This is a genomic window from Arthrobacter sp. NamB2 (assembly GCF_005281365.1).
Taxonomy (GTDB): Bacteria; Actinomycetota; Actinomycetes; order Actinomycetales; family Micrococcaceae; genus Arthrobacter_D.
Genome location: NZ_SZWI01000006.1, coordinates 182,984 through 197,292, shown reverse-complemented (window position 1 = coordinate 197,292; position 14,309 = coordinate 182,984). Strand labels below are relative to the sequence as shown.

Annotated in this window: 14 protein-coding genes and 1 tRNA gene; 5 read left to right on the top strand and 10 right to left on the bottom strand. The window is 59.0% G+C overall.

The window, feature by feature from the left end; all coding sequences use genetic code 11:
• Positions 1 to 40 precede the first annotated feature (40 nt).
• Positions 41 to 130: transfer RNA gene (locus FDK12_RS12035), tRNA-Ser, on the top strand.
• A gap of 132 nt (positions 131 to 262) precedes the next feature.
• Here FDK12_RS12035 and FDK12_RS12030 read toward each other — a convergent pair.
• Positions 263 to 814 carry a hypothetical protein gene (locus tag FDK12_RS12030; protein WP_137369788.1) on the bottom strand — a complete coding sequence of 184 codons (552 nt, stop codon included), beginning with the start codon at positions 812 to 814 and terminating at the stop codon, positions 263 to 265.
• A 173-nt stretch (positions 815 to 987) separates the two neighbouring features.
• Between FDK12_RS12030 and FDK12_RS12025 the strand changes: the two genes are divergently transcribed.
• The 3 genes from FDK12_RS12025 to FDK12_RS15260 all read left to right on the top strand — a co-directional run bounded on the left by FDK12_RS12025 (position 988) and on the right by FDK12_RS15260 (position 6,726).
• Positions 988 to 2,070, top strand: coding sequence for a DUF4062 domain-containing protein (locus FDK12_RS12025; protein ID WP_137369787.1), 1,083 nt, complete (start codon positions 988 to 990; stop codon positions 2,068 to 2,070).
• A 427-nt stretch (positions 2,071 to 2,497) separates the two neighbouring features.
• Entirely contained in the window at positions 2,498 to 2,815 is a 318-nt protein-coding gene (locus tag FDK12_RS12020) for a hypothetical protein (RefSeq protein ID WP_137369786.1), read from the top strand.
• 635 nt (positions 2,816 to 3,450) lie between these two features.
• Complete coding sequence (locus FDK12_RS15260) at positions 3,451 to 6,726, top strand: hypothetical protein (protein ID WP_223263252.1); 3,276 nt, start codon at positions 3,451 to 3,453, stop codon at positions 6,724 to 6,726.
• A 604-nt stretch (positions 6,727 to 7,330) separates the two neighbouring features.
• Here the strand turns inward: FDK12_RS15260 and FDK12_RS12010 are convergent.
• From FDK12_RS12010 to FDK12_RS11975, 8 genes are all read right to left on the bottom strand, one after another.
• Positions 7,331 to 7,864, bottom strand: a complete 534-nt coding sequence (locus FDK12_RS12010) for a hypothetical protein (RefSeq protein ID WP_137369785.1) — start codon at positions 7,862 to 7,864, stop codon at positions 7,331 to 7,333.
• A gap of 126 nt (positions 7,865 to 7,990) precedes the next feature.
• A complete protein-coding gene (locus FDK12_RS12005) occupies positions 7,991 to 8,683 on the bottom strand; it encodes a hypothetical protein (RefSeq protein WP_137369784.1) in 693 nt (230 codons plus the stop codon).
• A 224-nt stretch (positions 8,684 to 8,907) separates the two neighbouring features.
• Positions 8,908 to 9,123 carry a hypothetical protein gene (locus FDK12_RS12000; protein WP_137369783.1) on the bottom strand — a complete coding sequence of 72 codons (216 nt, stop codon included), beginning with the start codon at positions 9,121 to 9,123 and terminating at the stop codon, positions 8,908 to 8,910.
• A 65-nt stretch (positions 9,124 to 9,188) separates the two neighbouring features.
• Positions 9,189 to 9,719 (bottom strand): GNAT family N-acetyltransferase, encoded by a 531-nt coding sequence (locus FDK12_RS11995; RefSeq protein WP_137369782.1) that lies wholly within the window; start codon positions 9,717 to 9,719, stop codon positions 9,189 to 9,191.
• Between the two features lie 3 nt (positions 9,720 to 9,722).
• Positions 9,723 to 10,229 (bottom strand): GNAT family N-acetyltransferase, encoded by a 507-nt coding sequence (locus tag FDK12_RS11990; RefSeq protein ID WP_137369781.1) that lies wholly within the window; start codon positions 10,227 to 10,229, stop codon positions 9,723 to 9,725.
• A 44-nt stretch (positions 10,230 to 10,273) separates the two neighbouring features.
• Entirely contained in the window at positions 10,274 to 10,987 is a 714-nt protein-coding gene (locus tag FDK12_RS11985; protein WP_137369780.1) for a class I SAM-dependent methyltransferase, read from the bottom strand.
• A 312-nt stretch (positions 10,988 to 11,299) separates the two neighbouring features.
• Complete coding sequence (locus FDK12_RS11980) at positions 11,300 to 11,578, bottom strand: hypothetical protein (RefSeq protein ID WP_137369779.1); 279 nt, start codon at positions 11,576 to 11,578, stop codon at positions 11,300 to 11,302.
• Positions 11,579 to 11,962: 384 nt separating this feature from the next.
• Positions 11,963 to 12,277: a hypothetical protein gene (locus FDK12_RS11975; RefSeq protein ID WP_189636338.1), complete on the bottom strand. Its 315-nt coding sequence runs from the start codon at positions 12,275 to 12,277 to the stop codon at positions 11,963 to 11,965.
• An 829-nt stretch (positions 12,278 to 13,106) separates the two neighbouring features.
• Between FDK12_RS11975 and FDK12_RS15355 the strand changes: the two genes are divergently transcribed.
• Complete coding sequence (locus FDK12_RS15355; protein WP_262983386.1) at positions 13,107 to 13,229, top strand: hypothetical protein; 123 nt, start codon at positions 13,107 to 13,109, stop codon at positions 13,227 to 13,229.
• Positions 13,230 to 13,236: 7 nt separating this feature from the next.
• Here FDK12_RS15355 and FDK12_RS11970 read toward each other — a convergent pair whose 3' ends face one another.
• Positions 13,237 to 14,247, bottom strand: a complete 1,011-nt coding sequence (locus tag FDK12_RS11970; protein ID WP_189636337.1) for a helix-turn-helix transcriptional regulator — start codon at positions 14,245 to 14,247, stop codon at positions 13,237 to 13,239.
• Positions 14,248 to 14,309 lie beyond the last annotated feature (62 nt).

Sequence of the window (14,309 nt, the reverse complement as noted above, 5' to 3'; positions counted from 1 at the left end):
TTTGGGTCTGGGGCGTCGCACCCGGTAAAGTAGCGGCGTTGGTGACGTGTCCGAGCGGCCGAAGGTGCAACACTCGAAATGTTGTTTGGTGTAAAAGCCAACGTGGGTTCAAATCCCACCGTCACCGCCAGCGAGAACCCCCGGGATTCCGGGGGTTTTCTGCATTCTCAGGGTCTTCGTGGTGCATTGCTGGTGCATATTCGGGGGACCCAGCGCTCTCCGCCTCATGGCTTGGACCGCTTATCCGCGCATACCTGGTGTGTCAAACCATCGGCTCGAGGCGAGGGTCCTCCTCTGGCGGGAGGTCCCAGCCGTGACTGGCGTGAAGCGTTTCTACAAGTTCTCGGGCGTGTAAGCGCAACTTTGACAGGGTCTCAACGTCGAGCCCGACCGAGCGAAAACGGCGGAGGTTGCCGCTAAGAGCCTGAGCCCAGCCCATGAGCGGACCTAGTCTGTTCACACGCTGTTCAATCGTGGCCCCTGGCTGCGCAGTTTCCAGGACTTGACGCCCGAGCGTAGCTCCAAGCGTATGCTCCGCTGCTAGCCACCTATCGAACACGGCCGGCCCGTCCAGCTCGTCGATGAGTGCAATCATCGCGATCCTGAGATTCGCCAAACGATCACCAATCGGCTCAGCGGTCGGATCGAATCCAATGAGGCGTTGCACCGCTTCTTGCAATGCGGACCAGCGAGCGTCCGCGGCAGCACGTCGGGACTCACCCAACGCTTCCTTAGCGCGTTTATTCGACAGGTAAGTGCCACCGAACGCGACGCCCAAGGACAACACGGAGACAATCAGCGCAATAATTTCCACTTAAAGATCCTTGCACGTCGCCGCTAGTCGTCTATGGGCGCACTGAACCCCTAGGTGCCCTGCCAGTAATCTCAGTTCCCTAGAGGGTTCCTCCGCCAGCGCAAGCTCGGAAGTGTTCTTCCGCCCCTCGGCTTGCGTCTTTGGGGTCCGCTGCGGTGTGCTAGACATCCTCTATGGATCGCCGCTACCAAGTCTTTATAAGCTCCACCTTCACCGACCTCAAGGATGAGCGGAGGGAAGTCATCCAGGCCCTATTGGAACTGGACTGCCTCCCCGCTGGCATGGAGATGTTTCCCGCCGCAAACGATGACCAATGGACGCTCATCAAGAGGGTCATTAACCAGAGCGACTTCTACGTGGTCATAGTGGGCGGTCGGTACGGCAGCATGAGCGAGCAAGGCATGAGCTACACCGAAATGGAGTACGACTACGCCGTGCAACAAGAAATCCCCGTCCTGGGCTTCGTCCATGCGGACCCCGGAAGTATTCCGGCCAACAAAACCGAGATGGACGCTGCGGCACGAGAGCGCCTCGACAAGTTTCGCGCCAAGGTCCAGACAAAACACGTGAAGATGTACAACGGGGCGGAGGACTTAGGCTCAAAGGTGTCCCGCGCGCTGAACATAGCGATGCGTGGTACCGACGCCGAGGGTTGGGTGCGGGGGCGTTACGCCATGACGCCGGAGGCCGAGACCGAGGTTGCGCAGCTCCGTGCTCAGGTCGCGGAGCTGAAGCAGGAGGCACAGTCTGCCAAGGCAGCGAAGGTCGAAATCCCTGATGACCTTGCGTCGGGTGCCGATGTGTATGAGATGCAGTTAACTATCGACTTCTACTCAGCCGCAGCACTCTATGGCCAGATGACTGGCTACGCGCCAGCGGAGATACTGCATCACGAAACCACAGTGCCCGTGACTTGGGACGAAGTCATGGCCGAACTAGCACCGCGGCTTGTAGATGAGGCCAGCGAGCAGGAGCTTGCTAATGCCCTGGACTCCTATGGTCAGCGGTTGCTACTGGGTGATCACAACGAACTTCTGCCTTCATCGCTAGGTGAACTCGTGGGAGTTCACCTAGCGAGCCAAGCCTTCGACGACATTCTCATGCAGCTGTTCGCGCTCAATGTCACTGCTCACGGCACAAAGCCACGTGGAGATGGGGATCGACATAAATACTGGCGGCTGACAGAAACGGGGAGGGATACCCTCCTAAGGCTGCGGGCCATCAAGAAGCCCGCCGTTGCACCCCCCAGCCCATAGACCCGAAGCTCTCCTTGCGCCGCTCGGCGACTCATCTCGGCCGGCGCGTTACCCCTGAAAGCTCCGTGTTCACGCAGGGAACAATCACATGGAGCTATGGAGGTTGCTGAGCGGCCCTTGGAAAGAATTCGGCATCGTGTCTTCTCCGGAGCTTAGCTTCGTTGTCCACCACGCTGAGCGTGCAGAATTGAAGAACCCGAGGTCGTTCAAACTTGGAAAACAGGAACTTAATGCTCACTAGTGCACTGCATTGGAAACAAGGACTCCTCAAATCCGCCGCGGTTAGAGAAAAAGAAAATCCAGAAGCGTTGGACGGATCAAATGGCCTTCATCGTCGAGAGATGTGATGGTCGGCGCCTACGCGATTCGGAAGCTGCTGGAGACTCCTGGCAGGATGTCGGATTGAGCTAGGAATCTTGGAGTACCTGTGCTCACTCACCCACTGGCCACCACCTCGCGCGTCACCTGGTGGACAGCACTTCATTGGTGGGAGCTTTACGACATGGAGACGTACAGCTATCAGCGCATCACCCTCCGTCATTTCTGCAACTCCCTAATTCACAGCTTCGTATTCGCATTCCACCCGACACCGGATGACGATGGTCTGGCTGGCATGTTCGTCAACTCTGAATACGAAAGTAAGAAGGCGTTGTACTTCATCGCGACCGAGACGTTCGTGGAACTGTTTCGGTCCATCGGAAACGACGTGGCGGATGCCCTCGGCTACACCCTCCCTCCTAAGTAGTGCCCTGACTTTCCCGGTACTTCGCTGGCACGGAAACAGGATCAGAACGTTCAGCACTTGCGGCTTACTCGTGCTCCGGTCGGAGCAGGAGGACTGAGTCCTGCGGCGCGCAGCGGCCTATCTATCGGAGGCGACCTACCAGGAAAGGCTCTACACGCTCGTGAGTGAGCTCACCGCCGACGGGGTGCCCGTGACCGGTGACGTGTCGGGTCCTCATGCTCCCCCGCCAGCCCTACTACCGGTGGCTGGCGAATCCCATCACCGAGAGCGAGATCGTCGAGGCGCATCGTACGAACGCATTGTTCGCCGATCGCTCGGATAACCCCGAGACTGGCCACCGCCTGGAAGAAGCCTGGGCCGCCGGTCCATGACGACCTTTGCACGAGCACGAACGAGAAGGGTCGGGTCCGGCACGAGTTCACCGCTGAGGAGTCGAATCAGCTGTGGCTAACGGGACATTACGGAACACGGAACCGCAGAGGGAAAGCTCCACCTCTACGCGATCAGGGACCTGTTCTCGAACCGAGATCGCGCATCGCTGTGCACTTTGGTCCATCCCGAGTCGGAGCCGACGGAATCCTCCTCTTCTAATAGAATCCGGGAAGAGGACCTATGGACACAGCAACGGAGGGACCATGTCCGACGATCACTCGGCTAGGCATGATGAAAGTGCAAATCCGACTGCCGAGGAAGGCACGGACCGAATCATTCAAGGAGCTTGGATACGAAGCTCCAGCGATCCGAGCCTCTCCCGCGCTGTCGAGCCAGGTGCGCCAGCTAGAGCGCATACAGGTGCCGACCTCGACCTCCATATGGGTTGGGACCGATTCGAGAAGCTTATTCTCCTAATTTCTCAAAGCATTTTAGGGCTCCGTGGAGTGCAGATGCGGAGGTACGGCGTTATCGGACAATCCCAGCATGGCATCGACCTTGCGGGGCGTGAGGCAGATAATAGATATACTGTTATTCAGTGCAAGGAGTATGTTAATTTCTCGCCCGTCGATCTCCGGGAAGCAGTGGAGAAATTTGCCAGCGGTATTCGCCCATTTGATGCGCACCGGTTTATTGTTGCAACGTCTCACTCCACGCAGCCCACACAAATTGCAGACGAGTTGCAGGCCCTCCAGGACGAACACTTGAACGAATTCGAAATTGAACTATGGGGGGCAGAAGAAATAAATGATCATCTCCGAAGTCAAGCCCAAATCGTGGCCCGGTTTTGGACACGGGAGACGGCTAACGACTTCTGCACAAGTGCACCCTTGGCAGGCGTATCAGCCCCGCCTCCGGATAAACAAGAACAAGCGGAGCAGATTTTACTGGGACCACTCAACACTGACGAACTCGTTCCGATACTGAGGTCGGCGGAAGCCAAGAGGGAGAATCACCCGGAGGAAGCGGCAGGACTGTATGGATGTTTAGCGAAACGTTTGGACGACTCCGGCTTTCGCGGGCACTCCTCGGTAGTACGACACATGCAACTAGAGGCACTGCGGGCTGCACAACAAGTCGATGACGCAGCAGACCTAGCCGCATCGCTGGCGATTTCAGCTCTCCACATCGGTGATCGGATTGAAGCGCGAAAGTTGGGCACTCTTCTTAAAGAGCTTGCAGTAGAAGCGAAGTCTAAAGAAACCGATCGTGCGGCGTCCACCCAACTTCATGCGGATCTTTCAGAAGCCGCAATCGATGCGAGCCTCAGAGTTACAGGCACACCTGAGCGGCTCCTCGCAGCAATCCGCTCAGGAAAAGCGGACCAACTCGAATATTTCGCTAGCCTCGTCCTACTCCTTACAGAAGACCTCTTAGCCACAGATCCCGCCCTATTAGGATCTGTGGCGGATATCGTGGATGTCGCTATCTCTAGGACAACAGGCAATTCACCAACTAGCGCAAAGCTGGACCTTCTCGTCCGACTTCGACTAATCAAATCTGAATACGACCACTCGGAACGGGTATCGCTCGCAAAAGAGTCCCGGCGGCACCAACTCCCGCAGCGCCAAGCGTCACTCGTTAGTGCAAGGGAGGCACGGAGGTGTGCTTTAGAAGGCAGAGCTGAAGAGGCTCAAGAGAATTGGCGAGACGCTATACAAGATGCTATCCATAGTGGCCTACCGGATAGCGCGGTAGATTTCCTGTACGCGATTCGGGCGCTAAATGTGAAGTATGGGCCCTGGACGACCGCTCTTAATGACGAACACCGCCTTGCTCAAGCCCTTAGGACCACTGGCGGTGGTCGCTTGATAGAACGCATACGCGACCCTCGTGAACAAGCAATGAGTGCGTTGGTTCAAAAGAAACCCGTTGAGGCGGTCATATCTGCTAGACGGTGGTTGACAGACAGCGTTGCCTTCGGCGCGTGGGCAAGTGAAGGCGAAGCCCTAGAGTTCTTGGGAGATCTCTATCGCGATAACAGGGAACCCGAAGAGGCTGCTAGCTTCTATCAACGCGCAGGGTCAGCCAAAAAGCTTACAGATTTGGCTGATCAGGCAGGTGACACGCTACTTCCCATTGGTGCTCTGTCGGAGGAGCCTTGGTGGGTCCTCCGTGCCAGAGCGAGCATGCTCTCAGTTCAAGAAGACCTGTTAGATGAGACACACCTCACGGGCTATATCGACCGCCTTCATGAGCTATCCGTTCAGGGGCGAACAGGCAAGCTTACCGACTCCCCTACCCATCACCTGTATCTGCAAGCAACTCGCACCCTGTGCAACCTTGTCCACCTCGGAAGCATAAGTCAGGCGGAAAGAGCACTTGAATTGCTGACTCCGGACGTGCAACGCGCGCCCCACCAGTACCGCCACACGGATGACGCTCACTCGGCGATGTGTCTTCGGCTCGTAGAGAATCGACCCGAGCTAGCAATGAGTGCCCTCACCAGACTGTTCGACTTGGCCGAATTTGGAACGCGCAAAGCGCTTGAGCTCATAGCCGACGACCGGGTGCTTCATCTGCTCGGTAGCGAGGAAGACGGAGCCGGTCAACGCCCATCCCCACTTTCCGAAGGAGACAAAGCATCACTCCAAGAGCGCTCCCTAAAGTTGGCCGAAAGCAGCCAGCTCCTAGCTACCGCTGCGCTTGCCTCCCTCCAACCCCACCACGAATTAGTAGTCGCGCGGGCAGAGCAAGCACGAGATCGAATTCTGCTGCGGAAAGAACCTGATCCGGGTGCAAGCGATATCGGAACAATGATCGTTACGGACTCATACTTCGTCGCACGCTGCCTTCCAGCGGAGGATCAGTACCGATGTTTGGAGAAGCTGTTGGTGATGGCGAAGGACTCAAGGGAACCAGCAACGAATCGCCAAGAGGCACTTGCCGGAGTCCGTAACCTCGTAATCAGCCAGTCCTCTGCGCGCAAGCAGTATGTGTTCGAGGAATCCAAATCTTTCATCTTGGGGGAGCTTGATGGAAGTCACCTCGATGAATGGACCGGCGAACCGCACCCGCTTAGTACGTTCAAAGTCAATTTCGGCTCTGGCTCCCTACGAGGCTCAGGTATACGTCTTGCTGTTGCAAGCGCCGAAAAGCCAGAAGATCAAAGTTGGATTCGGGAACAAGCTGTCAACATGCTCAGCAGTGACGAGCTGCCCGACGTACAATCAGCAGCTGTTGCGTTGAACCAACTTCCGAAAACGATTGTTCGCGACGTCGAAGCTAATTTGATGGTGAGCCACAACAATGTGAACGTCCGTCAACTCTGCGCGGTTCTAAGCATGCTACAGCCAGACAGATTCCAGAAAGCCGCCCTAGCGCTTTGCGAGGATAAAAATCACAGAGTGCGCGTAACCTTAGCCGAGGCAGCGCGCACATCTCCCTACCAAACATCCTCGACAGTCCGCCTGACGATTGAAAAACTGAGCGCTGATGCCCGGCGCTCCGTAAGGATGGCAGTAAGCGGATCCGGTTAGGCCCCAGGTACGCATGTGCGGCAGGGGCTGCATCATGAATCAGATCCATTTCCGAGCTTGCCACAACATAACTGACATTATGTTGTGGATTGATTCCGCAATACCGAGCGAAGGGATGACCACTTGGTAGCGATAGTGCTTGGATTGGCCTGTATAGCCCTCGCTGTATTCTCCTTCGCCAGGACAAGGAAAGCAGATGAGACCAGGGCAAAGCTGATGGACAATCTCTCGCCCGGAAACACTCATCCAGGCCTCATCATGTACGCAAAGATCAGTCGATTCGGCGGAATCGTCATCGCCTCCGGCATGGGGATCTTTTGCGTAGTCGCGGGAGCTCTTAGCCTCGTCGGTTGAAGCGCGAGCAGCCCACCCCCAGAAATGACCGGCTACGTGTACCGGCAGGACAACGCCATGACGGCGGTGAGCAGGAGTGCCGCGCAGGCTGCACTGATGATTCTCGCTGTGGTCCCCATGGGAGCATCCTGCCCGACAGTGTCACGAGCGTCGAGCGGCTAGCTGGACCGGGTAGCACGTAGGGTCTGTGCCATACCTGACGCTCTTTTCAGTATCTGCGGGCGCTAGAGGATCGGTGAACGGACGTCGTTCAGCGTACGAGTGACGGCGTACGGTGTGTGCGCATTCTGACGAGGGCAATGAGGCCAGTCAGAAGGGAAGCGGGTATGCCGATGACGCTGAGCAGCAGCAGGGTGTCAATCATCCAGGACGACTGCCCAGCATCAGCCAAGGCAATCCCTCGACCGAAGGTCACCATCAGCACCACCGCGAGCAAGCCCACTAGACCAAAGGACACTGAAGCGACCCAGGCAGACGCTGGATGGGCACTTCCTTCGCTCCAGGCTTTACCAAAGAGAATTACTGTCACCGCGTGAACGATGAATCCCAGAAGTAGGAGGACTGACACGGCGGCCTGAGGCGCTAGAAAGATGCTGGCGCCCACTGCTGCAGCGAGGAGACTGGCCGTGACGCCGGCAAGAAACCATGCCCGAGAGAAGCTTGGGTGGGTGGTCCTCAGCTTCGCTGCGAGGATCCAGGAGCCGACAACGATCACAGGTATGACGAGGAACGGAATCACCGCGACGGCAAGTAGTCCTACACCGATGAACACGATGACTGTCACACGGTTTCCAACACTGGTCATTGCAGTCCCCCAACTTCAAAGTTGAAACGACTGTACCCGCGGTACTGGGGAGAGCCTGGGAAGTACGTTCGTAGGCCGATCGGCTTACGGGAGATTCCGGCAGCATTAGACGGCTCCGTCCTTGAGGTGCAGGTGCCGAGAGCGGCGGGGAAGGCCACGGACCGAGAATGCAATCATCAGTCCTGCTGTCGCGGCCCCTCCAGCGTGAACCCAGGGCGACAACCAAGATCCTTCCGGGGTAGGGCTGGTGAAGGCGACCACGACCACCGCGAGCCCCAGCAGAACCTCCACCGCGGCCTGCAACGCCCGTGCGCGGTAGTCGCGGTAGCCCAGCCGAACCAACGGGATGATCGGCAGCAGGAACAGACCCAGGCTGACGAACGGGAAGATGCCGTTGAATACGAAGATAACCAGCCCCAACACCAGCAGGCCGAAGAATTTCAGGACCCTCAGAACGGGGAGCCTGCTCTCCGGTGTCCATCGACTCAGCAGGAGGCCCCAGGCCGGAAGCCCGAGCAGCCAGCCGCCGGCCCAGAAGCCCAGGTTCAGCAGCGCCAGGGCGACGAGCAGGGCGCCGGGCAACAGGAACGCTCCGACCTGCCGCAGCGAAGGGAGCTTCCCGGTCGGGACGAAGATACACGCCCCAATCAAAAGATAAGCAGCCGCGTACCAAGGCAGCAGCTGGTCCGCCGGCACCTGGGACAGTCCAACCACCAGCAATGCCAGCGAGGCGACCATCACGCATACGGCAGCGAACACCCCAGAGGTCACCTCACGCTCGCGGTTTCGTCCTGTCACGGCTCGCGACCCTGCGTGCGATCCCTCGCGGGATGCCTCGCCTTGCGACGTAAATGACCCCGAAAATCACCACGAGAGCCAGGAGCATCACGGCTGTCAGGACGATGTGCCATGCGACGATCCCGGTCATAGGGCCCTCTCTGTCGTATGGGATCCTCGAGGTGTCCCCCACGAGAGCATCCTGCCCCACCATGTGGCAAGCGTCGAGGACTTGCCTCGCGCACCTACTCGTCCGGGTTCTTCCAGCCCCCGCGGTGCGACATCGAGGGTGCCACCGGCGCCGGTGCTTCCCAGACGACGATCAGGAGTGTCGCAATGGGTCCCAGCAGCAGCGAGATCAGGAACCACGCCCAGCGCGAGCGGTTCTTCTGCTCGGCGAGGCCGGCGTTGATCACAGCCAGCGAGAACATGAAGAGGCCCGAGCCCACATAGGTGTCCATCGCCCCAGCCAACCACACGAGCTCATCAGGTCTTCCTCTGCCACCCCTGTCAATGGACGACCGGATTAGTGGGGAGCGAAGGTGCGGCTGTGCCGAAGCTCGATGATCGGAGGATCAAACTGTGCGTCCTCGAGGATGCCCCCGTCATCGAGCCAGCCGTGCTTTGTGTAGAAGCTGATGGCTCGCTCGTTGCCTTTCGCCACCCAGAGAAAGGCCCAGGCGTAGCCAAGCGCGGCCAGCCTCTGTTCGAATGCTGTGAAGAGCCTCGACCCTAGTCCTTGCGCCCACCAGTCGGGATGCAAATTCAGTGCGTGCAGCTGCCCTGTGTCGGCGGCATAGTCATCTGGCGCAGGGCCGAGAATGGCAAAGCCGACGGGCAGATCGTCATGGGCGACAAGCAGGTGCTCTATGCCCTTGGCCGGGTCGGCGATGTTCTGTCGCCAGTTGGACGCTGCACGCTCGACACTCATGCCGTCGAGACGCTCGTCGCTCATGATTCCCCGGTAGGTGGCCCGCCAGGCTGCTATGTGGATTTCAGCCAGGCGGGGAGCGTCGTGGTCGACAGCCGGCCGGACGGAAATCTGCGTGGGATCCATGGTCTAGGTGTCGATCCAGTAGCGAAGTTTGACGGTCGTAGCACTATCAGCCGCCCGGGGCGCCTCGAGGACGCCGCCGTTGTTCTCGATCGTGGCCTTGGACGCGTAGTTGTCGGAGTCGCAAGTCAAGAGCACCTGATCGATTCCGAGCTGCTTCGCTTCGACAAGGGCGAGCTTCAGAATCTGCTGGGCATAGCCGCGCTTACTGAACTGGGGCCGGACGGCATAGCCGATGTGCCCGCCGACGGTGCGCAGGAACGGGTTCAGGCTGTGGCGGATTGAGATCCGCCCGACGAGGTCTCCGTCGACTTCCGCGATGAGGAAGGTGGCCGGAACGTGCTCCGCGGGAAGATTCCGACCTTGTCGTGTGTCTTCGACCTTCTCGAGATACTCCACCCAATCAAGACCGTCGTCGTAGCTGAAGAGGAAATCGAACTGCTCAGCAGCCAGTTCCCTATGGGCGAGCAGCGCCTGGTCCTTATCGGACTCGGAAAGGAGACGTAGTTCCATGGGTTCAGATGGTACGGGCAGTCGTTGGACCCGCCCGAGAGGCACTAGTCGATGAGCGGCAGAGGATCCCGGAGCTTGCATGATTGAGCGCTCCGGGATCCTCCACTCGTACAACCCGATCGAGGGGTTAGGTGGGGTGGGTGGTTGTCAGGCGGAGTGCCATGAGTCCGGCGGGCAATGATCGCTGCGTGGGGCCTCCGGCCCGTGGTTGGCCTGGTGTGGGCTTCGATGATGTCGAAGCCGGCCGAGATCAATTTTTCACTGAGGTGATGCACTGGCCAGCGGTACGCCGGAGCAACCGTGTGAGCGAACTCCTCGATTGCAGGGCCTTCGAAGAATCCGATGAGCAGCACGCCGCCGGGACGAAGAGCACGGTTGAACTCCTGCAGGGGAACCCGGATCTTGGTCGGCTCGTGGTGGATGAGCGAGTACCAGGACAGAATTGCGCCGACCGTTCCCGTGTCCACATCGAGGGTGTCGAGACTGCCGACTTCAAACGGCACATCCGGATAGGTGTGGCGGGCACGTTCGATGAACTCGGGCACAAGATCCACGCCTCGGGCATCATGCCCCTGCTGTGCGAGGAAGTTCGTCCACTGGCCCGGACCACAACCCGCATCGATAACACGGCCCTCGATACCGGCAGCCCAGGCGGACACAAGCTGGCGGTCGGAGGGGTGCACGGCGCCCATCGATCCGAAGAGGTCGGAGTATTCCGCAGCTCGAGAGGAATACGCGCCGCTGACCTTATTCATCATGGGAGCGAGTCTAGGCAGGCACGACGATGAGTGCACGGTAGCGGATGGTTCATCGAAGCACGAGCGGAGACGATCACTGATAGTCCGGTCAGAGCTCCAATCCGGGTTACGCGCAACGGAGCTGACGGCCTGCGCCGTCAGCCCGCCTGGCCCAATCGTGGGTGCAAGATCAACGCTGACCCATGCTGAGATTCCTCCATGCAGGGTCGAAGCACTTAACTCTGGTGCGGCCCCAAAGAAGACGGATGGGTGAACAAACTTAATTCACCCATCCGTCTTTTCAAGTTCATCGTCAAATTCGACGATGGCGGCTCAATTTACTTCGACGAAAGTTAGATCGAACAGCCCGATGATGAAAGGAGCGATAACAATCAACGTGAGAATGCTGGCGGTTACCCAAAGTGTCACTACTCGCCACCTCGAATTCCTTACCCTGGTTGCCATTGCAGCGGCTGCTGGCAGCAGCGGTAGCCCGGGCAGGAGGGGGTAAGACAAAAACACGAGCAACATAAATCCGAAAAACATTAGATCAATGCGACTATAAAGATGCTGTGGATTGTCGTCAGCAGTTGATTCCATTGGCTCACTCATTTCATCATTGTTTCATCCCTACCCGCCAACCTGGTAAGCACTGTAGTTACCGAACCGGTCGCAGACCCAGTGGAGGCCAACAGTGAACGACACGGGGCTACCTTGATAGGCGGCGCTCACATCGAACCGGTAGTGGGCGTCCACCGACGACGATGCCCCGGGCTGAGTGCACTCGTGCTGGGTAATGCTGAAGCCCGCCGCCCAGCTACCTTCAGAGTGGCATACATGGTACCCAGGGCTGCCAGCGGAGGCGATCCAGGCATGTGTTCCATTGAAGAATGTTCTGCCCACGTGCTTCTCGACAATCGATCCACCCCAGTAGGTGTGAGTCCAGTTGTGCGTGTTGATCTGCTGGGCGGCGGCCGCACTCACGAGTTCCTGCGTCTAAGCAGCGTCCAGACCGAGCGATGCCGCTTCGCGCTTGGCCTCGGGCACTGACACCAGCTTGGGATCCGACACTTCGACGGTGACAGTTGCGTTGCACATTTTGTCAGCCTCGCGGGCCGCTTCCTGGTCGCTGATTCCCTTCTTCGAGGCGATGGCGAGTACCTGCTGCGTGCAGTCCTGCGATTCAAAATCGGAGGTCAGCTGCGTTGCACGCAGGTCCTCGGCCGGAGCGGCCGTCGCGGCTGGTGCCGCCGTCAGTGCCAACATTGAGCACGCTGCAGCGGCTGCAAGCTTGGTTCTTTTAAGAAGCATTTCGACTCTCCTTCATTGGAAGGCGAAAGCAGGGCGATCCCCACATCGCATCTAGCACCCCTAGGCAATCAATTACAAACCAGGGGGTCAATAGTCTTGCGTGGCCTGTATCGAGAGGGGTTGTGCTCATTAAGCAAGCTGTTACAATTCACAGTTCGGTGCCGCAGTCGCCTCCTAACTACACGGGCGCGGTGCCGTTTTAGATTCTGCTACGCAATGATGGGTCGCAGGATTGGTCCCGGCTCAAAAATCTAAGCGAGCTTGTCGCTTTATCTCCTTCCTCGCAAAGATGCCGACGATCAGCACGTAAATGCCGAGGCCTGCGTACTTCGAGACTTCGCGTTGCCAACCTGTCGTCGCCCACGGCAGCTCAGCCGAAAGAATTAAGGAGACCAGGATTGCCGCTGCGAGAGCTAGGACAAAGCTGAGGTGAAGGCAATCGCGTATCGGACCCACTTCCAGACGATCTGACTACGCGGCTTCATGCTTTCCTTCGTGGATGCAGGTTCTTAAGTACGTTGATCAAGTTTGAGGGTTTGAGCTGTCACAGGTGGAGCTTCTCCGAGCCGTCGTAGGGATTTTATGGGCGTAGTTCTAAGCTGTCGGCGCTACCTGCAGACTGGGCCGGCGGCGCCCGTAAGCCGGTCGCCCTCCGAACCTCTCTGCCGGCCCTTCCACAGTCAGCGTCGGCAGACCGCGAAAGGGACGTTTAGCCGCTGGCTGTACCGGACCATCACCGTCGACGTGGGCCGCTACTACTGCCCCAGAGACGCGCATCGGGCCTGAGGGCGGGCCCGGGGGTGGGCCGGGCTGAGTTACGCTGCGTTCCATGGACAACGAGACGACTCCAGCCGACCTGTCACGCGAACTCGGCGTCGATTCCAAGAGGATCAGGGACTTCCTGCGTGGGCAGTACGGGCTGCTCCCACCGCACGAGACCCGATCCCGCTGAGGGATGCTCAATCGGACGGGTAGTGGGGTGTGGTGGTTGTGGTTCTAAGTGCTTGGGCTGCGATGCGGTCGAAGGCGTGGGCGAGGTCAGGTGGAGTGATGATGGTGATCTCTGCTGTGGTGAGCAGTAGCCAGCGGGCGATGGAGTCGTAGGTGTCGGCACCGGCGTGCACGATGCAGGTGCTGGGTGTTTCTTCCGTGACATCGCCCCAGGCCGGAGACACCCAGTGGCTGATGTCTGCTGCTGGTGCATGGACGCGGACGGTCGCGGTGACCTGACGCCATCCTCGGGAGACCGCTTGGGCTACGTAGTCGTCGAGGTCTTCGGCGGGTGGTTGCCGGGCGTGTGCGGTATGAGCGGTGAGGGTGGCGTCGGTGATGCGGTCTACGCGGAGAGTGGCCCAGTCGTTGTCATCGGTGCAGTAGGCGACGAGGTACCAACGCTTCATGGTGTGCACGAGGCCGAGGGGTTCGAGTCGGCGTGCCCGGGTCGTCCCGTTGTGGTGCTGGTAGGTGCAGGTGACCTGGCGTCGGTCCCGGCAGGAACGAGCCAGCAGCAGGAGCAGTGCCGGATCAGTGCTTGGTGTGACGACGGTGATGGGCTGTCCGAGGTCGATCGAGGTGCTGTGGGTGAGCAACACCTGCAAGGTGGTCCTCAACGGGACCGGTAGTGCTCGGTGCACCTTGTCCAAGGCGATGGCTGTAGGCCCATCCTGGCCGGCACTGGTACCGGTGCCGACGCCGGTGGTTGTTGGTGGGCGGAGGGCGAGCAGGACCGCGGTCGCTTCGTCGAGGCTGAACATGATCGGTGGCAGCGCGGCTCCGTGTTGCAGGGCGTATCCGCCGCCGACCCCTTTGATGGTGGTGATGGGGTAGCCGAGGTTCCGGAGCCTGGTGATGTCCCTGGTGATCGTGCGCGCCGTGACACTCAGTTCCTTGCAGAGAGCACTGGATGTCCAGGCCTTCTGTCGCTGCAGGAGAGACAGGAGTTTCAGGAGCCGTTCGGAGGTGTCCCACATACAACTCATCCTGCCCGGCCTACCGGACAAGAGCTGTCCGGTAGCCCTCCTACGGTGAGAAT

Coding starts and splice junctions, on each gene's coding strand:
- FDK12_RS12025 (WP_137369787.1), top strand. CDS start 988: ATGGATCGCCGCTACCAAGTCTTTATAAGCTCCACCTTCACCGACCTC.
- FDK12_RS15260 (WP_223263252.1), top strand. CDS start 3,451: ATGTCCGACGATCACTCGGCTAGGCATGATGAAAGTGCAAATCCGACT.
- FDK12_RS12000 (WP_137369783.1), bottom strand. CDS start 9,123: ATGGACACCTATGTGGGCTCGGGCCTCTTCATGTTCTCGCTGGCTGTG.
- FDK12_RS11995 (WP_137369782.1), bottom strand. CDS start 9,719: ATGGATCCCACGCAGATTTCCGTCCGGCCGGCTGTCGACCACGACGCT.
- FDK12_RS11990 (WP_137369781.1), bottom strand. CDS start 10,229: ATGGAACTACGTCTCCTTTCCGAGTCCGATAAGGACCAGGCGCTGCTC.
- FDK12_RS11985 (WP_137369780.1), bottom strand. CDS start 10,987: ATGATGAATAAGGTCAGCGGCGCGTATTCCTCTCGAGCTGCGGAATAC.
- FDK12_RS11980 (WP_137369779.1), bottom strand. CDS start 11,578: ATGAGTGAGCCAATGGAATCAACTGCTGACGACAATCCACAGCATCTT.
- FDK12_RS11975 (WP_189636338.1), bottom strand. CDS start 12,277: ATGCTTCTTAAAAGAACCAAGCTTGCAGCCGCTGCAGCGTGCTCAATG.
- FDK12_RS15355 (WP_262983386.1), top strand. CDS start 13,107: ATGGACAACGAGACGACTCCAGCCGACCTGTCACGCGAACTCGGCGTC.
- FDK12_RS11970 (WP_189636337.1), bottom strand. CDS start 14,247: ATGTGGGACACCTCCGAACGGCTCCTGAAACTCCTGTCTCTCCTGCAG.